This window comes from Mycobacterium bulgaricum, assembly GCF_041287165.2.
Classification (GTDB): domain Bacteria; phylum Actinomycetota; class Actinomycetes; order Mycobacteriales; family Mycobacteriaceae; genus Mycobacterium; species Mycobacterium bulgaricum.
Genome location: NZ_JBGGKV020000009.1, coordinates 13,979 through 32,942, shown reverse-complemented (window position 1 = coordinate 32,942; position 18,964 = coordinate 13,979). Strand labels below are relative to the sequence as shown.

Annotated in this window: 16 protein-coding genes; 10 read left to right on the top strand and 6 right to left on the bottom strand. The window is 66.0% G+C overall.

Annotated elements, in window-relative coordinates; genetic code table 11:
• Positions 1-28: 28 nt before the first annotated feature.
• The gene (locus tag ACAG24_RS21555) at positions 29-682 is read right to left on the bottom strand and encodes a TetR/AcrR family transcriptional regulator (RefSeq protein ID WP_370474583.1); all 654 of its coding nucleotides are present in this window, start codon (positions 680-682) and stop codon (positions 29-31) included.
• 84 nt (positions 683-766) lie between these two features.
• On the opposite strand from ACAG24_RS21555, the gene ACAG24_RS21550 reads away from it, so the two are divergent.
• The 4 genes from ACAG24_RS21550 (at position 767) to ACAG24_RS21535 (ending at position 5,399) form a co-directional block, all read left to right on the top strand.
• A complete protein-coding gene (locus tag ACAG24_RS21550) occupies positions 767-2,260 on the top strand; it encodes an acetyl-CoA acetyltransferase (RefSeq protein ID WP_024445489.1) in 1,494 nt (497 codons plus the stop codon).
• Complete coding sequence (locus tag ACAG24_RS21545; RefSeq protein WP_011560608.1) at positions 2,257-3,357, top strand: zinc-dependent alcohol dehydrogenase; 1,101 nt, start codon at positions 2,257-2,259, stop codon at positions 3,355-3,357. Before ACAG24_RS21550 ends, ACAG24_RS21545 begins: the two co-directional genes overlap by 4 nt.
• Before the next feature lie 35 nt (positions 3,358-3,392).
• Positions 3,393-3,971 carry a carboxymuconolactone decarboxylase family protein gene (locus tag ACAG24_RS21540; RefSeq protein ID WP_014382408.1) on the top strand — a complete coding sequence of 193 codons (579 nt, stop codon included), beginning with the start codon at positions 3,393-3,395 and terminating at the stop codon, positions 3,969-3,971.
• Positions 3,972-4,073: 102 nt separating this feature from the next.
• A complete protein-coding gene (locus ACAG24_RS21535) occupies positions 4,074-5,399 on the top strand; it encodes an acyltransferase family protein (RefSeq protein WP_370474584.1) in 1,326 nt (441 codons plus the stop codon).
• Here the strand turns inward: ACAG24_RS21535 and ACAG24_RS21530 are convergent.
• Complete coding sequence (locus ACAG24_RS21530; RefSeq protein WP_370474586.1) at positions 5,378-9,316, bottom strand: bifunctional nitrate reductase/sulfite reductase flavoprotein subunit alpha; 3,939 nt, start codon at positions 9,314-9,316, stop codon at positions 5,378-5,380. The two genes, ACAG24_RS21535 and ACAG24_RS21530, sit on opposite strands and share 22 nt — an antisense overlap.
• 2 nt (positions 9,317-9,318) lie before the next feature.
• Complete coding sequence (locus tag ACAG24_RS21525; protein ID WP_370474587.1) at positions 9,319-10,728, bottom strand: nitrate/nitrite transporter; 1,410 nt, start codon at positions 10,726-10,728, stop codon at positions 9,319-9,321.
• Between the two features lie 176 nt (positions 10,729-10,904).
• Between ACAG24_RS21525 and ACAG24_RS21520 the strand changes: the two genes are divergently transcribed.
• The 4 genes from ACAG24_RS21520 to ACAG24_RS21505 all read left to right on the top strand — a co-directional run bounded on the left by ACAG24_RS21520 (position 10,905) and on the right by ACAG24_RS21505 (position 14,842).
• The gene (locus ACAG24_RS21520; RefSeq protein ID WP_370474588.1) at positions 10,905-11,258 is read left to right on the top strand and encodes a molybdopterin oxidoreductase; all 354 of its coding nucleotides are present in this window, start codon (positions 10,905-10,907) and stop codon (positions 11,256-11,258) included.
• Between the two features lie 2 nt (positions 11,259-11,260).
• Positions 11,261-13,744 carry a nitrite reductase large subunit NirB gene (nirB, locus tag ACAG24_RS21515; protein WP_370474589.1) on the top strand — a complete coding sequence of 828 codons (2,484 nt, stop codon included), beginning with the start codon at positions 11,261-11,263 and terminating at the stop codon, positions 13,742-13,744.
• A 92-nt stretch (positions 13,745-13,836) separates the two neighbouring features.
• Positions 13,837-14,139, top strand: a complete 303-nt coding sequence (locus ACAG24_RS21510) for a Rieske (2Fe-2S) protein (RefSeq protein ID WP_370474590.1) — start codon at positions 13,837-13,839, stop codon at positions 14,137-14,139.
• A gap of 61 nt (positions 14,140-14,200) precedes the next feature.
• Positions 14,201-14,842: an NADPH-dependent F420 reductase gene (locus ACAG24_RS21505; RefSeq protein WP_374150793.1), complete on the top strand. Its 642-nt coding sequence runs from the start codon at positions 14,201-14,203 to the stop codon at positions 14,840-14,842.
• Here the strand turns inward: ACAG24_RS21505 and ACAG24_RS21500 are convergent.
• Positions 14,799-15,431 carry a TetR/AcrR family transcriptional regulator gene (locus ACAG24_RS21500; RefSeq protein ID WP_370474592.1) on the bottom strand — a complete coding sequence of 211 codons (633 nt, stop codon included), beginning with the start codon at positions 15,429-15,431 and terminating at the stop codon, positions 14,799-14,801. The two genes, ACAG24_RS21505 and ACAG24_RS21500, sit on opposite strands and share 44 nt — an antisense overlap.
• A gap of 105 nt (positions 15,432-15,536) precedes the next feature.
• Here ACAG24_RS21500 and ACAG24_RS21495 point away from each other — a divergent pair, with 105 nt between their 5' ends.
• Together ACAG24_RS21495 and ACAG24_RS21490 are read left to right on the top strand one after the other, a co-directional pair.
• On the top strand, positions 15,537-16,466 hold the full coding sequence (locus ACAG24_RS21495; protein WP_370474593.1) for a metal-dependent hydrolase: 930 nt from the start codon (positions 15,537-15,539) through the stop codon (positions 16,464-16,466).
• Positions 16,459-17,625: a hypothetical protein gene (locus ACAG24_RS21490; protein WP_370474594.1), complete on the top strand. Its 1,167-nt coding sequence runs from the start codon at positions 16,459-16,461 to the stop codon at positions 17,623-17,625. Before ACAG24_RS21495 ends, ACAG24_RS21490 begins: the two co-directional genes overlap by 8 nt.
• Here the strand turns inward: ACAG24_RS21490 and ACAG24_RS21485 are convergent.
• Both ACAG24_RS21485 and ACAG24_RS21480 read right to left on the bottom strand, forming a co-directional pair.
• Entirely contained in the window at positions 17,547-18,524 is a 978-nt protein-coding gene (locus ACAG24_RS21485) for an alpha/beta hydrolase (protein ID WP_370474595.1), read from the bottom strand. The genes ACAG24_RS21490 and ACAG24_RS21485 overlap by 79 nt on opposite strands.
• 23 nt (positions 18,525-18,547) lie before the next feature.
• Complete coding sequence (locus tag ACAG24_RS21480; protein WP_370474596.1) at positions 18,548-18,940, bottom strand: universal stress protein; 393 nt, start codon at positions 18,938-18,940, stop codon at positions 18,548-18,550.
• Positions 18,941-18,964 lie beyond the last annotated feature (24 nt).

The following is an 18,964-nucleotide window of genomic DNA, read 5'->3' as shown; positions in this document are numbered from 1 at the left end:
CTGCCGTCGAGACATTACGCCATAGATGTCACATCGGTCGAGCGTGGTCACCCGCCAGGATCGCCGGAAGGAGAAACCTCGACAGAAACGCCCGGAGTCCGTCACGACTGCGCTCCCGCGGCCCTCGAACAGTCAGCAGGCTCAATATCGTGCGGACAACCCACTCGGCGGCGTCGTCGACGGAGACGCCCGGTTCCACGCAACTCCAGTGTCTGGTGAAGATGGGACGCAGAAATTCGGTGACGATTTCGAAGAGGGACGTCGAGGTCCCCGCCGCGAGACCCACGCCGGCGAGTTCCTCGTCGCTGCCGAACAACAATCCGATGATCTCTTCGCGGCGCGCGGCCTCAACCGTGTATTCCACGAAATCGACGAGCGCGGAGCCCAGGTCGGCGTGCGCCGCGATCCGCGGGCTGATGCGGTCGAGATAGCGCTCGGCGGCGCGAATGATGACACCCGACATCACCGCCTCCCGACTGGGGAAGTAGCGATACACCGTTGCCCTGGACACACCCGCTGTTCTGCCGATGTCCTCCATGGTCGTGCCCACCACACCGCAACTCTCGAGGCACCGCTCGGCAGCATCGAGCAACCGGTCGCGAGCGGACCCACGATCTGTCGGCGCGGCGGCGCCCCATCTCAACAACCTCGTCGACACACAGCCAGTATGCCGCGAGCGCACACCATTGTGACTTGCCCACGCACATGACACCATCGCAGTTATGTCTCAAGTCAGCCCCGTGGCCCTGAGCGGATGCCGATGCCGATGTTGGTAGAAGCGCGTACCCCGGTTGTCGTCGGCGTGGGCGAAGTTACCCATCGCGGGAACGACTTCGTGGACCCGATCGACTTGGCGGTAGAAGCCGCACGCCGCGCGGTCAAAGACGCAAGTCGCCCGGTCGAGCGGCGCATCGACACCGTCGCGACTCCGGGCATCCTGGTCATACCGCGCGACAATCCCGCCAGCAGGATCGCCGAAGCGATGCACATCAGTCCCGCCCGCCGCATCAGCTGTCCCGTCGGCGGAAACACCCCGCAGTATCTCGTCGAAGTGTTGGGTGGCGAAATAGGCGAAGGCCGTGCAGATGTCGTCCTGGTCGTCGGGGCGGAGAGCGGGCATTCCGCACGCAAGCTTCAGGGCGGGGCACTTCTCGACTCGCCGCCCCCACCCCGCTCCGACGACGAATCCCTGGGCGACGCCCGCCCCGGGCTGAGTCAAGCCGAATTGTCGGTGGGTCTGAGTTGGCCGCACGAGGTGTATCCCATCTTCGAGTCCGCGATCGCCGCGCGCCACGGCCGCGACTTCGATGCTCAACGGGAGTGGCTGGGCACGCTGATGGCCCCGTTCACAGCCGAGGCGGCACGCCATCCGGAACAGGCCTGGTTCCCACGCGCACGAAGTGCCACCGAACTCAGCGAAGTCACCGCGGAAAACCGCATGGTCTGCTTGCCCTATCCCAAGCTGCTCAACAGCATCATGTCCGTCGACATGGCTGCCGCCTTCATTCTCATGGCGGCCGAGGTGGCGGACGAATTAGGCGTCGCGCGCGATCGTTGGGTCTTTCCCTGGTCAGCAGCGACTTGCAACGACGTGTACTTCCCCGTGGAACGGCCGGACCTCAGCCGCTCATCGGGTATCGAGGTAGCGGCACGGAAGGCTCTCGATGCGGGCCGGTTGACCACCGACGACATCCGGTGGTTCGACCTCTACTCCTGCTTCCCGTCGGCAATTGAGATGGCTGCCGAGGCTCTCGACTTGGACCCCCTCGACGACAGAGGCCTCACAGTAACCGGAGGCCTGCCTTATCACGGCGGTCCCGGAAACAATTACGTCAGCCACTCGATCGTGGAGATGGTCCGACGGTGCCGACGCGACCCAACCGATGCCGGACTCGTCACCGGCCTCGGGTGGTATTCGACGAAGCATTCGGTCGGTGTGTGGTCGGCCACCCCGCCACCAGCCGGGTGGCGACTGCTCGACACGGCGGTCGAACAAGCTCAAATCGATTCATCGCGGCTGGCCGTCGCAGGCGCCGACGAGGCGACCGGTTGCGCGACAGTCGACGGATACACCGTCGTCTACGACCGAGACGGCCAACCTCGATGGACTCCGATCATCGCGCACCTGTCCGACGGGCAAAGAGTCGTCGCACGCAGCGACGATCCGCAGATCGCCGAGGCGATGGGCGCGGAAATGTACGTAGGTAAAACGGTGTGCCTCCGAAACACAGGGTCGTTCACCGGGTTCGAGCTTCCATGATCGCCGAGGCGATGGTGCTGACCGGACCGCGGAGTCTGCAGCGGCGCCAGATGACCATCCCCGACGTCGGCGACCGGGGTGCGATCCTGCGAGTTGAAGCATGCGGTCTGTGCGGAACAGATCACGAACAATTCACCGGACACCTGCCTGCCGGCTTCTCATTCGTTCCAGGGCACGAAATCGTCGGCATCGTCGAACATGTTGGCGCTGCGGCTGGCCAACGCTGGGGTGTACAAGCCGGCCAGCGCGTGGCCGTTGAGGTGTTCCGGTCCTGCCGAGACTGCCCCGAGTGCCGCCGCGGCGAATACCGGCGGTGCGCGGTGAACGGCATCGCCACCATGTTCGGGTTTGTCGACGTGGAGGTCGGCGCGGGCTTATGGGGCGGATACGCCACCCATGTGGAGCTTCCGTGGGACGCGATGCTGCTCCCGATTGCCGAAGACATGGACCCCGTTCTCGCCACGTTGTTCAACCCTCTCGGGGCCGGTATCCAGTGGGGGGCGACTCTTCCCGACACCAAGGCCGGGGACGTCGTAGCGATCCTGGGGCCCGGCATCCGCGGAATCTGTGCGGCGGTGGCGGCCAAAGAGGCGGGAGCCGCGTTCGTCGCGATGACCGGCGTAGGCCCACGCGACGAACAACGACTGGCCATAGCCAGATCATTCGGTGTCGACCTGCCCATCGATGTATCGCAGGACGATGCAGTGACCGCGCTCCAGCGTGAGACAGGCGGACGGCTTGCCGACGTGGTCGTCGACGTCACCGCTAAAGCACCCTCCGCGTTCGCCGATGCCGTCGGCCTTGCCAGGCCCGGCGGCACAATTGTGGTGGCCGGCACCCGTGGAGGAGGCGGCGCGCCCCGGTTTGAACCAGACTTGTTGGTCTATAAAGAATTACACGTCGTAGGCGCACTCGGCGTGGAGTATCCCGCCCACCGGGCAGCCCTCGAGATTCTCGCCCTGGGCCGCTGGCCGTTCGACCGGATCACCAGAGAATCAACCGGATTCGCTGGGCTCGCGCAGCTGCTCACTTCGCTTGCAGATGAAAGTGCCCGATCAAGTGGGGCGCTGCACAACGTCTTTTTGCCCACGCCCTAACGGCGTGGGCAGAGGTTCAACAGAGAGGGCCACCCGTGACCATGGCGGAACGCGTACCGATGCTCGACCGTGAGCAGGCCCAGCTGCGAGCTGCCGAATGTGGGTTGCCCGAAGAGTTGGCAGACCTGTCGGTATTCCGCGTGGCACTTCATCAGCCGCGTGTGGCGGTTGCGCTGTATGGGCTGCTAGACGCGTTACTCTTCCGCGGTTCCCTTGACGCGCGGCTACGCGAGCTGGTCATCATGCGCATCGGCTGGATTACTGGCTCCGAATACGAATGGACTCAACATTGGCGAATCGCCACACTGCTCGGCGTGCCTGAGCATGATCTCCTGGCGGTGCGCGACTGGCAGAATTCCGAAAGCCTCGGGCCAGTCGAGCGTGCGGTCCTCGCAGCGACCGATGATGTGGTACGCGACGGGGTCATCTCCGAGGAAAACTGGGCTGGGTGCCAGAAGGCATTCAATAGCGATCACGCCGTTTTGGTCGAACTTGTCGGAGCAATCGCCAATTGGCGGCTCTTTTCGATCCTGCTTCGATCTCTGAATATTCCGCTTGAGTCCGGTACCGACGGCTGGCCGCCCGATGGGCGAGCTCCTCAGGGTTGCGATTGAGCGAAAAACGTGGACCGGTGCTTGACCGAAGCGGTCAGCGCCCCAATCGCCAGACCACGACCCGTGTCGTAGACGGACAAGTCCCCCCTCGGACACTCCACAATGGCACCGATGAATACCACCGGTGCCGCCTCCTCACCTTCCCGCGAGATCGCGCTCGACCTCTACCGGTCCGCCGCGGTGATGCTCGTCGTCATCGGGCACTGGCTGCTGTCGGTCATGACATACCGCGACGGCGAGTTCGGACGCGACAATCCGCTTGAGCTGATGCCGTGGACGCAGTGGCTCACGTGGGGCTTCCAGGTGGTGCCCGTCTTCTTCGCCGTCGCCGGATATGCGAGCGCGGTCTCGTGGAGCCGCCACGACCCGGCGACGTCACGCCAGGAATGGATCCGTCGCCGGGTGGCACGCGTACTGGGGCCCACTGCGGTCTATGCCGGATTCGTGCTCGTCGTGATGGGTGTGCTGCACCTCGCCGGTATCGACGGTCAGGTGCTCGAGCTCGGCGGCTGGGCCGTCGCGATGCATCTGTGGTTTCTGGCCGTGTACCTGATGGTCGTCGCCTTGACGCCGATCGCGGTTGCGGCACATGAACGCTGGGGAATCGCCGTGCCCGCAGTGCTGGCCGCCTGCCTCATCGTCGTCGACGTGGTGGGCATCAGCACCGGCCATCAGGAGATCCGGATGGCCAACTATTTCTTCTGCTGGGCCACGATCTACCAGCTCGGAATCGCCTGGCATGGCGGGCTTCTCGGCCGACGCGCACTGGTCGGCATGGCAGCCGCGGCCGCGGCGGCGCTGCCGATGCTCGTGACGTGGGGCCCTTACCCGATCGCGATGATCGGGGTGCCGGGCGACCGCGTGGAGAATTCCGCTCCCCCGTCGCTGGCGCTGCTCGCGTTGGCCACCGCGCAGATCGGCGTGCTGTTCGCTATCGTGCCGCTGTTGAATCGCGCACTGTCGCGGGGCGCATGGCGGCGGGTCATCGCGGTCGCGAACAACAACGTAATGGCGCTCTACCTCTGGCACATGCTGCCCGTCATCGTCGTGACAGTTATCGCCTACCCCGCCGGATTACTGCCTCAGCCGCCGCTGGGCTCTGGCATGTGGTGGCTGGCGCGGCTGGAATGGGAGCTGGTGCTGGCCGTCGTGACGGCGGCGCTGCTGTGTCTGTTGTTCTGGCAGCGGCGCATTTTCGCCGCGCCGGTGCCGACGTTCGCCGTCCCGGTGCCTGCTGCGGCGGCCGAGGTCATGCTCTATGCCGGGACGGGTGCGTGCGCCCTCGCGCTGAGTCTGTTGTCCGCCAACGGTTTCGCGCCGCATGGCAGATTCCCGGTGACGACGGTGGTGTTGTTCGCGGCGGGCGCGCTGCTGGTGGCAGCGCGGCCAAAGGTGCCGTCGGTCGATCAGTACACGTCGCGGACGTAGCGCTTCTCGGCAACCATCGCGCGCTTGTAGTCGCGGGCGGCGTCCGCGCTCATCTTGCCGTGCGTGCGGATGATGTCGGTGAGGGTGTCGTCGACGTCCTTGGCCATCCTGGTGGCATCCCCGCAGACGTAGAAGTGGGCGCCGTCGTCGAGCCAGCGCCACACGTCGGCGCCGTAGTCGTGCATCTTGTGCTGTACGTACACCCGTTTGCGCTGATCTCGGGAGAAGGCGAGGTCGAGCCGGTTGAGGAACCCGTCGTCGACCATGTCCTGCAGGTCGTCCTGGTAGTAGAAGTTCTGCGCCCGGTGTTGATCGCCGAAGAACAGCCAGTTGGGTCCGCGGTGACCGAGCGCCCGCCGTTCCTGCAGGAAACCGCGGAACGGTGCGATCCCGGTTCCCGGCCCCACCATGATCATCGGCGTTTCGGAGTCCGCCGGCGGACGGAAGTGCGGGGACCGCTGCAGGAATACGGGAACCGGGGTGCCGTCGGGCAGGTCGGCCAGATACGTCGACGCGACGCCGCCGCGCGGACCGCCGTCCGCTCCCCGGTAGCGCACGACGGACACGGTGAGTTGCACTTCGTGCGGGCTGACCAGCGGACTGGAGGAAATCGAATACTGGCGAGGCGTGAGCCGCACCAGGACTTCCTGCCACAGCTCGGCATCGGCGCGAACAGGGAACTCGCGCACCACATCCACCCCGTTGCGGTTGACGAGCCACTTGTCGAGTTCCCCGCGATCGTTGCGCAGCCGCTTGGCGGTTCCGGCGTCGGGGCAGTGCTCGGCGACGAACGTGACGAGGTTCGACGTGACCTTGCAGATGTCGTAGTGCCATGTCAGCGCCTCGCGCAGGGAGATCTGCGCACCGTCGACAAGGACGGCTTCGGAGCCGGTGCATCCCGTTGCGGACAGCCAGCTCTCGACTGCGAAGCTCGAATTGACCACGGAGACACCGAGGGAGTCGCCGACGGAGTAGCTGACGTCGTGACCGCTGATGTCGAACCCGAACTGCCGCACCTCTTTGACGGCATCCTGCGGCGTGAGCCGGGTATTGCGGCACAGCGGGGCATCGAGGGGGTTGGCTCGGGTGAATCGTGCCGGCGAGACCGGTTCCCGTGCGGGCACGCGTGACGGCGAGGCCATCAGGTCCGCAACGGTGTCAGCCCACCGGGTCATCGGCTCGTCGTCGTAGGCCTCGCAGTCGGCGCGGTCGAGCATCCGTGTCGCGCCGAGGTCGGCGAACCGGGCATCCAGAGACTTCGCGTGGCCGCAGAAGTTGTCGTAGGACCTGTCGCCGATGCCGAGCACCGTGTACCGCACGCCGTCCAGCGCCGGCGCGTCCGGCGATTCGAGGCGCTCCCAGAAGTCCGCGCCGTTGTCCGGTGGCCCGCCGTCGCCGAATGTGCTGGTGACCATGACGATCTCACCGGCATCGGACAGGTCCGCCAGGTCGACGTCGTCCATCGCTCGCAGGCGGGCACCGGTGAGGCGTCCGCCCAGCTTGCCCGCGAACTCCTCGGCGTTGCCCGTCTGGGAGGCCCACAGCACGAGCGGCCCGGTCCCGGGTTCTGAGTCGGTCTGGCCGAGCCGGGAGTATCGCCCTGCGAGCATGCCGTCGACCCACAGCCTGGCCCGAGCACTGACCGGAGCGCTCGCCGGCAGCACGGGCACCCCGGGACGCCCCTCCTCGATCCCGGCGAAAAAGCCGGCCAGGTACAGCTTTTCGTCATCAGACAGCTCCGGTTCGCCCGACGCGGCCCGGACCGGGGTCAACCGCACCGCGCACACCTTGAACTCCGGCTGCAGCGAGTCGGGGTCGACGGCGTCGTTGGTGAGGGCGTTGATTGTCAGATCGGCGCCGTGCTCATCGTTCCAGTGGAACGGCACCCACGTGTTCCCGGGCCTGACCCGGTCGGTGACGACCGCGGGCAACACCGCCCTGCCGCGCCGCGTGACCAGCTCGACCTGTGCGCCGTCCGAAATAGTCAGCACCGCAGCGTCGTCGGGGTTCACCTCGACGAACGGTCCGGGGTTGAGCTTGTTCAGCTTGTCGACCCTGCCAGTCTTGGTCATCGTGTGCCACTGATGTTGCAGGCGGCCGGTATTGAGGACGATCGGGTAGTCCGCGTCGGGCAGTTCGGCGGCATCCATGTGCGGACGCGCGTGGAACACTGCGCGCCGTGACGGGGTCGCGAACGCCAAACGGGGTGTGCGCCCGTCGGCGTCGGTATGGAGCTCCTGGGAGACACCGTCGTTGACGTAGCGGATCGGGTTGCGGTCCGGCTGTTCGTCCGAGGCGCACGGCCACTGCACCGGCGTCCCACGTAGCCGCTCATAGCTGATACCACGCAGGTCGTATCCGGTTCTCGGGTTGTGGAACCGGCGGATCTCGTCGAAGATTTCTTCGCTGGACTTGAAGTCGAAGTCGTCGCCGAACCCGAGGTGCCGGGCGACCCCGCAGATCAGCTCCCAGTCCGGGCGGGCGTCCCCGACGGGCGGGATGGACTGCTGCAGCAGTGTGAGGGTGCGGTCGGAATTGACCATCACCGCGTCGGTCTCAGCCCACAGGGTGGCGGGCAGCACGATGTCGGCGTACCGATTGGTGGCCGTCTCGGCGTAGGTGTCCTGCGTGATGACCAGCTCGGCGGACTCCAGGCCGGCGATCACAGTATCCCTGTTGGCCACGCTGGCAACAGGATTGGTGCAGATGATCCAGGCGGCCTTGATGTCACCGTCGCCCATTCGGCGGAACATCTCGACGGTCCCGGGACCGACCTCGGAACGGATGGTGCCGGGTTCGAGGTTCCACTGCGTCTCGACGAACGCGCGGTCGTCGGCCGAGAGCACCGCACGCTGGCCGGGTAGACCCGGCCCCATGTAACCCATTTCGCGTCCACCCATGGCGTTGGGCTGGCCCGTGAGCGACATCGGTCCGCTGCCCGGGCGACAGATGGCTCCGGTGGCCAGGTGCAGGTTGCAGATCGCGTTGGTGTTCCACGTGCCGTGGGTGCTCTGATTGAGACCCATCGTCCAGCACGACACCCAGTCCTCCGCCTCGGCGATCATGTCGGCGGCGGTGCGGATGTCGGACTCAGGGAGGCCGGTGATCTCCGCGACCCGCGCGGGCGGATAGTCGGCGAGGAATTCCGGCATCGCCTCCCAGCCTTCGGTGTGGTCGGCGATGAACTCCCCGTCGATGGCCCCGTCTTCGACAAGCAGGTGCAGAATGCCGTTCAGCAGCGCGAGATCGGTGCCCGGCCGGATAGGCAAGTAGAGGTCGGCCTTGTCTGCGGTGGTGGTCCTGCGCGGGTCGACGACGATGAGCTTGGCGCCCGCCTTGAGTCGGTCGGCCATCCGCAGGTACAGGATCGGGTGGCAATCGGCCATGTTGGAACCGATGACGAAGAAGAGGTTGGTGCAGTCGAAGTCGGTGTACGACCCGGGGGGACCATCGGAGCCCAGCGACTGTTTGAAGCCGGTGCCTGCACTGGCCATGCACAGCCGGGAGTTCGACTCGATGTGGACGGTGCGCAGAAAACCCTTGGCCAGCTTGGTCGACAGATACTGCGCCTCGATCGACATCTGACCTGAGACGTAGAGCGCGACCGCGTCCGGGCCGTGTTCGTCGACGATCGCACGCAGCCTCGCACCCGCCTCGGCGAGTGCGTCATCGACGTCGACGGCCACGGGGTCCGCGTCGCGGGACGGCCGCAGCAGCGCCGTCGTGAGCCTGCCGTCGGTGGCCGCCATCATCTCGGCGTGCGTCGCGCCTTTCGTACACAGGCGCCCGAAATTGGTGGGGTGCAGCTTGTCTCCGGAGACCCGGGCGATGACCGGGGCACCCGAAGCGGGGTCGGTGCGGGTCTCGACCGAGATCCCGCACCCGACCCCGCAATAGGAACAGGCGGTTCGCGTCACGGTTACCCGACGGGGACCGCATCGGAGGCGCGGCCGATGTGCTCACCGCTGTGTGCCCGGTGTTCCTGCAGTCGCAGGAACACGAACCACGTCACGAAGGCGCAGATCACATAGAAGCCAAGGAACACCCAGAACGCCATGGTGGCCGACTTCGCGTCGCTGACGTAGGACGCCCGCAACACGATGTTGATGAAGACACCGCCCAGAGCGCCGACCGCACCAGCGAATCCGATCAGCGCCCCCGACATGGCCCGCGACCAGGCCGCCTTCTCGTCACGGCTGAGGTCGTCGCGGTCCTGGGCCTTGGCCTCGAAGATCGACGGGATCATCTTGTAGGTGGAGCCGTTGCCCAGGCCCGACAGGACGAACAGCAGGATGAATCCGGCGACGTAGCCGATCATTTGGGCGCCCGTCGGCGCTCCCGCAGCCCCGTCATCCAGCACGCCCGTCGTGACGAGCACACCGGCGGCGAACATCATCGCCACGAACACGTACAGCGTGATCTTGCCGCCGCCGATGCGGTCGGCGAGCTTGCCGCCGAACGGGCGCGAGATCGATCCCAGAAGCGGCCCCAGGAAGGCGATCTGGGCGGCGTGCAGGGACGCCTGCGCCGGGGTGTCCCCACCTGCGAGGTAGTTGATCTGGAGTACCTGGCCGAATGCGAACGAGAAGCCGATGAACGAGCCGAAGGTGCCGATATACAGGAAGCTCATCACCCAGGAGTGCTTGAACCGCATGGCCTCGACGAGCGCGCCGAGGTTCGACTTCTGGTTACGCAGGTTGTCCATGAACAGCGCGGCGCCGACGGCGGCGACGCTGATCGCGACAAGGTAGATGGCGCAAACGATTTCAGGACGCGCGTTGCCCAGCGTTGCGATGACCAGCAGGCCGATGAGCTGAATGACGGGCACACCGATGTTGCCGCCGCCTGCGTTGAGGCCCAGCGCCCAGCCTTTGAGCCGCTGCGGGTAGAACGCGTTGATGTTGGTCATCGAGGACGCGAAGTTGCCGCCGCCGAGACCCGCGAACGCCGCGATCACCATGTACGTGGTGTAGGAGGCCGGATTCTTCATGTAATACAGCGTCAGCACCGTCGGGATGAGCAGGAGCAGCGCGCTGACGATCGTCCAGTTGCGGCCGCCGAACTTGGCGGGGGCGATCGTGTAGGGGATCCGCATGAACGCACCGACCAGGGTGGGCACCGCGACCAGGTAGAACTTGCCTGCCGCGTCGATGCCGTAGACGTCCTGCGGCATGAACAGCACCATCACCGACCAGATCGACCACACCGAGAACCCGACGTGCTCGGCCACGATCGACCAGATCAGGTTGCGCTTCGCAACCGCTTTGCCTCCCGCGTCCCAGGCCTCGACGTCCTCGGGGTCCCAGGTTTCGATGTCGCGTTTTGCCATGGCTCAAGTGAAAGGCCAGGTCATTCCCTATCGGTTGCACGTCGATGACCCCTGTGAAAACTCGCCCTCACACAGCAGGTCAGCTCACCGTGAGGCGCCCGAACTGTGATGGCCGAGATCCACGCGCGACTTGCAGGGGAAACGAACCGGAAACACGCTGCTCCTAGCGTCTGTTTATGACAGACGGAAGCAGCCCCCGTTTCCTGCAGGGCGCCTACGAGTTCGACGGCGCCGGCTACGACAAGCCGGTGCCGCTGGACGAGGCATTGCGGTATGTGGTGCCTGCGGGCGCCACCACCCAGCCGGTGTACTTCCGGGGCGGAAACTCCACCAAGCAGATGGTCACCGTCGTGTTGTTCCGCGACGGCGCGCCGATGCGGTACTTCCCCATCGCCGCCAAGGGCGCCACGCACGTCGCGTTGCGCGTGGTGGAGGACCTTCTCGGTGACACCGTGCTGGAGCTCTACGTCGCGGCGCCCGACGGCGTGAAGGGAACGGTGATCGTCGACCTGGGCCTGGTGGAGGTGTAGCCATGGCACAGCGTCTGGTCGTCGTCGGCAACGGTATGGCCGGCATCCGCGCATTGGAGGAGGTCATCGCCCGCGGCGGGCTCGACCACTTTCAGATCACCGTGTTCGGTGACGAACCCTACGGAAACTACAACCGCATCCTGCTGTCGAATGTGCTTGCCGGTAGCCAGGACGTCGAAGCCGACGCGTCGGACCTTTTTCTCAACGCGCTCGACTGGTACACCGACAACGGCATCGACCTGCGCGCCGGGGTGCGGGTGGTCCGGCTCGACACGTTCGCCCATCTGGTGCACGCCGACGACGGCACCACGCTGCATTACGACAAGCTGATCCTGGCCACGGGCAGCCGCTCGTTCTTCCCGCCGATGGCCGGGTTGTGGTCGGACAACAAGACTTTGGCCGACGGCGTGTTCGGGTTCCGCACGCTCGACGACACGGCGGCGATGATCGCGGAGGCAGCCAACCGCACCAAGGCCGTCGTGATCGGCGGCGGGCTGCTGGGTTTGGAGGCGGCCCGCGGCCTACAGAGCCGCGGGATGGCCGTCGACGTGGTCCATGCGGGGCCGACGCTCATGAACGCCCAGCTCGACGACCCGGCCGGCGCCATCCTGCGGAAGTCTGTGGAGGACCTCGGTATCGGTGTTTACACGGAGAAGCGCACCACCGAGGTGATCGTCGGCGACGACGGCCGGCTGGCCGGGATCCTGTTCTCCGACGGCACCCGGACCGACTGCGACATGCTGGTGATCGCGGCGGGTATCCGGCCCAATGTCGGCCTGGCCCAACGCGCGGGACTGACCGTGGAACGCGCCATCGTCACCGACGACCACATGCGCTCGATCGACGACGACGATGTGTACGTCGTCGGTGAGTGCGCCCAGCACCGCGGCCAGGTCTACGGGCTCGTCGCGCCGCTGTGGGAGCAGGCCAAGGTGCTGGCCGACCATCTGACCGGAACCGATCTGACGTCCGCGTATCACGGGTCAAGGGTGGCAACGAAACTGAAGGTCGCGGGCGTCGACGTCGCGTCGATGGGCGTCAAGGCGCCCGAGCATCCCGACGATGAGTTCGTGCAGTACTCGGAACCGAAACACGGTGTCTACAAGACGATCGTCATTCGTGACGGAAAGCTGGTGGGCGCCACCCTCGTCGGGGATGTGTCGAAGGTGTCGTTCCTGACGCAGGCCTTCGACAGCGGGTTGCCGCTGCCCGACGAGCGGGTGGCGCTGATGTTCGACATCGGCACACCCGAGGTCGGAGTGGGTGTGGCAGAGCTCGCCGACGATGCCCAGGTGTGCAATTGCAACGGCGTGTCCAAGGGCGCGTTGGTTTCCTGCGTCCACAGTGGTGAGACGTCCGTCGCGGGCGTGATGGCGAAGACGAAGGCGGGCAAGGGCTGCGGTTCGTGCAAAGAGCTGGTCTGCCAGGTGGTCGAGTGGGCGGCGGGCGGCGCTGTCACCGAGGACCCGTCGGCGTCGTGGTACGTCCCGGGTGTCCCGTACGACAAGCCGACGCTGATGCGGCACATCCGCGACCTCGAATTGCATTCGGTGTCCTCGGTGTTCGCCGCGCTGGCGCCGGACGGCAAAGAGGACGCCGGCTCGAAGATGGCGCTGGCGTCACTGCTGGACATGATGTGGGCCGACGAGTTCGTCGACGAGCGTGACGCACGGTTCATCAACGACCGGGTGCACGCGAACATCCAGCGCGACGGCACGTTCTCGGTGGTGCCGCAGATGAAGGGCGGCGTGACGAACGTCGCGCAGCTACGCAAGATCGCCGACGTCGCCGAGAAGTACGAGATCCCGATGATCAAACTCACCGGCGGGCAGCGCATCGACCTGCTGGGTGTGCGCAAAGAAGATCTGCCCTCGGTGTGGGCGGATCTGGACATGCCGTCGGGGTACGCCTACGGCAAGAGCTTTCGGACCGTCAAAACCTGTGTGGGCAGCGACTTCTGCCGCTACGGCGTTGGCGATTCGACGGCGCTGGGCATCGCGATCGAGGAGCGCTACAAAGGGCTGGCGAGCCCGGCGAAGATGAAGCTCGCCGTCACCGGTTGTCCGCGCAACTGTGCCGAGGCACTGTGCAAGGATCTCGGTGTCGTCGCGGTCGACGGCGGACGCTGGGAGATCTACGTCGGCGGCGCAGCGGGTGCCCATATTCGCAAGGGCGACCTGCTGGCGACCGTCGACGACGCACAGACCGTGATCACGTTGACCGGACGGTTTCTGCAGTACTACCGGGAGAGCGCGAATTGGCTTGAGCGTACCTACAAGTGGGTGCCACGGGTGACCATCGAGCACCTGCGCGAGGTGCTCGTCGACAGCCCTGATGACGACTTTCTCGCCGGCCTGGATGCCAGGATGCAGAAGTCCGTCGACGCGTACCGGGACCCGTGGCAGGACGGCCGCGAACCGGCCTCGGTCGGACAGTTCCGACCGAGCCTGCCGTTGCTGCCGCTGCCCCAGGTGCCGGTGCGATGAGCGCTTGCGCGAAGAGCCGAGGGCTGCGATGAGCGCTTGCGCGAAGAGCCGAGGGCTGCGATGAGCGCTTGCGCGAAGAGCCGAGGGCTGCGATGAGGGTCGACGAGATCCCGGTCGGCGAGGGCCGCACCATGGTGGTCGACGGCGTCCAGGTCGCGGTGTTCCGCCTGCGGGACGGCTCGCTGCGGGCGGTGGATGCGGTCTGCCCGCACAGGGGCGGCCCGCTGGCCGATGGGCTCGCCGACGACTGCGTGATCGTGTGCCCGCTGCACGGCCATGCCTTCGACTTGAGTTCGGGCAGTGAGGTATCCGGTGCAGACCTGTCGGTGCGCAGTTATCCGGTCGAGGACGTGGACGGGACGGTCCGGCTGATCGTGTCTTCGCCTCGGGAATAGGGGCGCGCCCCGCACAGTTTGGTGACATGTCATCCAATGCACCAGACAGAAGGAGCCCGTCATGCGGTACGCCATCATCGGAGCGGGAAACATCGGCACGGCGGTCGCCGGTCAGTTCGCCCGGACGGGCATCGAGGTCGGCTTGGCGGCCTCGCGCGGCGTCGACGCGGTGCGTCCCGTCGCCGAGAAGATCGGGCCGCACGTCACGGCGGTCGAGGTCGCGGACGCGCTGCAGGCCGACGTCGTCATCCTCGCCGTACCGTTCGAGGCGGTCCGGGATCTCGTCGCGCGGGTCACCGACTGGGAGGGCCGGATCGTCGTCGACGCCACCAACGCCATCGACTACTCCACCTTCTCCCCTGCCGATCTCGGCGGCCGGCCCTCGTCGGATCTCGTGGGCGAATGGGCCAACGGAGCCCGCGTGGTAAAAGCGTTCGGTCACACGTGGGCCAAGGTGCTGGCTCACGAACCGGGTGACGGACACGGTGGCCGCCGGGTGCTGTTCGTGTCCGGCAACCATCCCACCGCCAACGACCAAGTAGCACAGTTGATCTCCCGGTTCGGCTTCGAGCCGGTCGATCTCGGACGCAACGCCGAGGGCGGTCTCCTCCAGCAGTTCGGCGGACCGTTGACGACGAAGAGCTTCGTCTCCCAGGCGATCAGCGGCGCGAATCCCGCCGAGATGGATCTCGCTGCGCGATGATTGCGCCACCGAGCCAACGCCGCAGGAACGTGCGCAGCTCGTCGCGTGAGCGCGAGGGATCGTTGGGTGCGACGAAGAACGACAGCATGGTGCGTAGCGTGAACTCGACGAGATCCCGCAGCGCGGCGTCGTCGTAGCCATAGCTTGCCCAATCCACGTCGAAGCGTGTGACCATGCGCATGCCGAAATCTTTCGCGAGCGGCGACGCCACCTCGCTGGGCCCCGCGGCCGCACTCGGTGCAGACAGCACGATGCCCAGATGCGGCGTGGTGGCCACTGCGTCGAGGGTGAACAGGACACCCTCGGTCATCGCGTCTGCGGGGTCACCCATTCCGCTGACATGTTTGGCGAGACGGTCGAGAAACCCGTCCACCGATGCGATGGCGGCCGCGCGCATCAGGTCGTCAGCGGTCGGGAAATAGCGGTACACGGTCTGCCTTATCACCCCGAGTGATTCGGCGACGTCGGCAATCGTGATGGCCGAACCCGTTTCGGCGATGAGATTCACGGCGGCTGCGACGATGCGCTCTGCGGCCTCGTCGTCGTTGGCGGGCGGATCACCGCCCCAACCTCGGCGTTTACGTGCCATCGTGCCCCGAACGCTAGCACAGCCGTTGACTCGGACCCGGCGATGCAGTAGTCATACGCAGGTAGGACATCTTGTATGATTACTAGCGATCGGGATTCTTTCGACATGACCGAATTGATCGTGCGCAAATTGCGCTTCGCCTTCGCCAGCCACCCCGTACCGTTCGTGTGGAACGAGGCCAACCCGGCGTTCTCGTCGATGGCCAACGCGGTGTCGTTCCTGGCCATCGGCTTCGAGAAGATGATCGGCAGCATGATCCCGGAGGCCATGCCCCACATCAAGGACCCGGCAATCGCCGGAGAGGCCGAAGCATTCGTCCGCCAGGAGGGCCAGCACTCGATGGCGCACCGGCAGCACGCCAAGGGCCTGATCAAGGCCTACCCGGCGCTGAAAGGGACGCTCGACAAGGTCATCGACGCGTTCGACGACATGACGGCGAACACGCCGCTGAAGTACCGCCTGGCCTACACCGCCGATCTGGAGGCGACGTTCACGCCGGTGTTCAAGCTGATGCTCGACCACGACGACACGCTGTTCGCGACGGGCGACGACCGCGTGGCGTCACTGTTCCTGTGGCACTTCGTCGAAGAGGTCGAACACCGCAGTTCGGCTCTGACCATCTACGACGCCGTCGTCGACGACCCGTGGTATCGGATGCGCGTCGCCCCGTCGATCTTCAAACACGTCATGGGCATCATCCGGATGGCGTCCGAGGACTTCAACAGGCACATTCCGCTGGCCGAGCGCAAAGTCGACGCGATGTCCACGTTCCGCATCCATCGCCGTAAAAAGGCTCTGCTGCAACGTCTTCCGTTCATCGACGCACCGTATGACGGCCCGTTCGCCAACGCGTTCAGCCACCTTCCGCTGCGTGAACAGCTCGTTGCCCTCAGCGGCATCGTGCGCAGCCAGATCCCCGGGCACGACCCGGCACACGAAAAGCTCCCCGCGCTGGCGCAGGAGTGGTTCGATCGCTACGACGCCGGATACGACGTGACCCAATGGTATACAGCTGAAAGCGCCGCCCATGTCTGACCTCTGCACCCCCACTTTCGCCGATCTCGCTGCCCGACTGGGCTTTTCGTGTGAGACCGCGGGCGGACTCGTCGAATTCCGCAACCCGTTCGCGCTCGAGAACTGGACACTCCCCGTCCTGGAGATCACGGTGATCGTCGGCGCCGTGCTGGCATTCTGGTATGCGATCGTGCGACTGCGCCGATACAACGACCCGACGAACATCGTGCTGTGGTTCGGCGCGATCGCCTACCTGCTCATCATCGAACCCCCCCTGTATTTCCCGGGCGCATTCGGCATCTCCGAATACGTCGACACGATGTTCGCCCACAACGTGTTCACCGTCGACTTCCTGTGGGGCCGACTGCCGCTGTACATCGTCGCGATCTACCCGGCGATGGCGACGATAGCGTTCGAGATCGTCCGCAACCTCGGCGTCTTCCGCAGGTACGGCACAGTGGTCGGCGCGATCTGCGTCGGCTTCGTCCATCATGCGTTCTACGAGATCTTCGACCACCTCGGACCGCAGCTGCGGTGGTGGGAGTGGACGCTGGACCACCCGATGAACCAGCCCTTTTTCAATTCGGTGCCGCTGCCCAGTGTCGTGGTGTTCGCGGCGCTGTGGCCGATGTCGCTGGCGCTGTGCGTGCAGTTCTTCGTCGGTCGCCATGTCGACGGGGGTCGGTCCTTCACCGGGACTCAGGTCGTGTTGCGCACCATCGTGATCGGCGTCCTGGCTTCGATCGGTACCGCAATCCTGCCCCTTCCGGCGACGGCCGCGGCGGCCATCTCGGGCAGCACGACGGTCGGCGGTGTGGTCTACGCGTTGGAGCTGGTCGTCATCGCCGTCATCGCGATTCCGGTCCTCTGCCGGCAGTGGCGCCACGAAAAGCCGGATCCCTCAGCCGGTTCCAATCGGATCATCCTCGGGTACGCGGCGGTGTACCTGGTGGTGATGGCCGTGCTGTGGGCCACCGCGCTGCCCGCGTACCTGGATGCCGCCGACGGCGTCACCGCCGCGGGCGATCCCGTCGGGAGCCTCTGGTACACCGTCGTGTGCTTCGCCATCGCGGGGCTGAGCCTGGCCGCTGCGGTCAGAACTCAGACCCGTGCCTCTTCTGACGGCGTGAATCCGGTGAACCATTCGACGAGCGTCTCGGAGAACAACTTCGGGTCCTGACCGTGCATCGAGTGACCCATCATCGGGAACGACTTGTACGTCAGCGATTGGCCGCAGCCCTTGACGAGCTGGGTCACGCGGCCCGCCTGCACGTCGGAGCACGCGCCGATCAACCCGCCAGAGGTCTCGTCGATCATGCGGAAGTGGTGGGTGAACAGGACGGGCACCTTGATGCTGCTCAGCATCACGTGGTGGGGGCAGTTCGCCGCGAAAGTGCCTGTGATGAACGCCTTTCCCCATTCCGGGTCGTACTCGCGAAGGTTCTGCGCGGGCTCGGCCGTACCCACGACGAGCGCGACGTGCGCCTGCCAGTCCGCCAGCTCGTGGGGAACGGCGGCGACGAAGCCGTCCCAGTCACCGACGCTCCACTGGTCGCCGAGGTAGCGCGCCCACATCCCGAACAGCGGACCGATGCTCTCGGTGATCGGCGGCCCCACGACCGGAGCGGTCTCCGAGCTGAAGAACGGCGGATCCTCCCAGCACGCCGCGACCAGCTGGCCGGGTTTGGCGTAGGCCGACAGCCACGCGCCGGCCAGTCCGCCGGAGGACAGCCCGCTGACGAACGCGGGCCTGCCGATCACACCGTCGAGGAAACGCACGAGGTCGTTGCCGACGTTGTCGAGCGTGTACCGGTGCGGGGTGCGCGTGGACCGGCCCTGCCCGCGTAGATCCACCGCGTGCACGTGGAAGTGCTCGGCCAGCAGCGGCATCGCGGCCTCGTAGCCCCACCACGACTCGGACTGTCCGGGAATCAGCAGCAGCGGTGGTCTGGACTCGTCGCCGGCGACGGCATAGTTCAGCCGGACTTCCCCGGTGTCGAAAAACTGCTCCGGGTAGCCGTGCTGGACATAGGTGGCTTCTGGAGCGTGCGGCCCGAAGGCGCCTGCGTACCGTCCCATCTCACCAGGCTGTCACACCTGAATCACATGTCGTCGGGCTTCACGGCGAGCACCGGCTTCGGGCACTCCAGGATCACCTTCTGCGCGACGCTGCCGAGCATGAGCTTCCCGACCGGGTTGCGATGCCGGATTCCGACCACCAGCAGCTGCGCTTCGTCGCCGTTCATCGCGGCCAGCAGCTCCGAAGCGGGATCGACCCCGACCGGCTGGCGCAGTTCGAACGCCACGCCGCATTCGGCAAGCCGCGCCTCGACGTCACCGACCTCGGCCTGGCCTGCGAATCGCGCGTCGACGTAGGACTCTCCCGACGTGGCATTGATGACCAGAAGGTCTGTGCCACGCAACTTCGCCTCAGCAATGCCGTGTTCGAGCGCCGCGTGGCCGAACGCGTCGGCGGTGTATCCGATGACGATCATGTCTGCTCCTCGCGCAAGCGCCCG

What these genes read in the sequence shown, in the direction of transcription:
- ACAG24_RS21550 (WP_024445489.1), top strand. Translation starts at nt 767, where the DNA reads ATGTTGGTAGAAGCGCGTACCCCGGTTGTCGTCGGCGTGGGCGAAGTT.
- ACAG24_RS21525 (WP_370474587.1), bottom strand. Translation starts at nt 10,728, where the DNA reads ATGGCAAAACGCGACATCGAAACCTGGGACCCCGAGGACGTCGAGGCC.
- ACAG24_RS21520 (WP_370474588.1), top strand. Translation starts at nt 10,905, where the DNA reads ATGACAGACGGAAGCAGCCCCCGTTTCCTGCAGGGCGCCTACGAGTTC.
- ACAG24_RS21490 (WP_370474594.1), top strand. Translation starts at nt 16,459, where the DNA reads ATGTCTGACCTCTGCACCCCCACTTTCGCCGATCTCGCTGCCCGACTG.
- ACAG24_RS21535 (WP_370474584.1), top strand. Translation starts at nt 4,074, where the DNA reads ATGGCACCGATGAATACCACCGGTGCCGCCTCCTCACCTTCCCGCGAG.
- nirB (WP_370474589.1), top strand. Translation starts at nt 11,261, where the DNA reads ATGGCACAGCGTCTGGTCGTCGTCGGCAACGGTATGGCCGGCATCCGC.
- ACAG24_RS21495 (WP_370474593.1), top strand. Translation starts at nt 15,537, where the DNA reads ATGACCGAATTGATCGTGCGCAAATTGCGCTTCGCCTTCGCCAGCCAC.
- ACAG24_RS21505 (WP_374150793.1), top strand. Translation starts at nt 14,201, where the DNA reads ATGCGGTACGCCATCATCGGAGCGGGAAACATCGGCACGGCGGTCGCC.
- ACAG24_RS21485 (WP_370474595.1), bottom strand. Translation starts at nt 18,524, where the DNA reads ATGGGACGGTACGCAGGCGCCTTCGGGCCGCACGCTCCAGAAGCCACC.
- ACAG24_RS21510 (WP_370474590.1), top strand. Translation starts at nt 13,837, where the DNA reads ATGAGGGTCGACGAGATCCCGGTCGGCGAGGGCCGCACCATGGTGGTC.
- ACAG24_RS21500 (WP_370474592.1), bottom strand. Translation starts at nt 15,431, where the DNA reads ATGGCACGTAAACGCCGAGGTTGGGGCGGTGATCCGCCCGCCAACGAC.
- ACAG24_RS21545 (WP_011560608.1), top strand. Translation starts at nt 2,257, where the DNA reads ATGATCGCCGAGGCGATGGTGCTGACCGGACCGCGGAGTCTGCAGCGG.
- ACAG24_RS21480 (WP_370474596.1), bottom strand. Translation starts at nt 18,940, where the DNA reads ATGATCGTCATCGGATACACCGCCGACGCGTTCGGCCACGCGGCGCTC.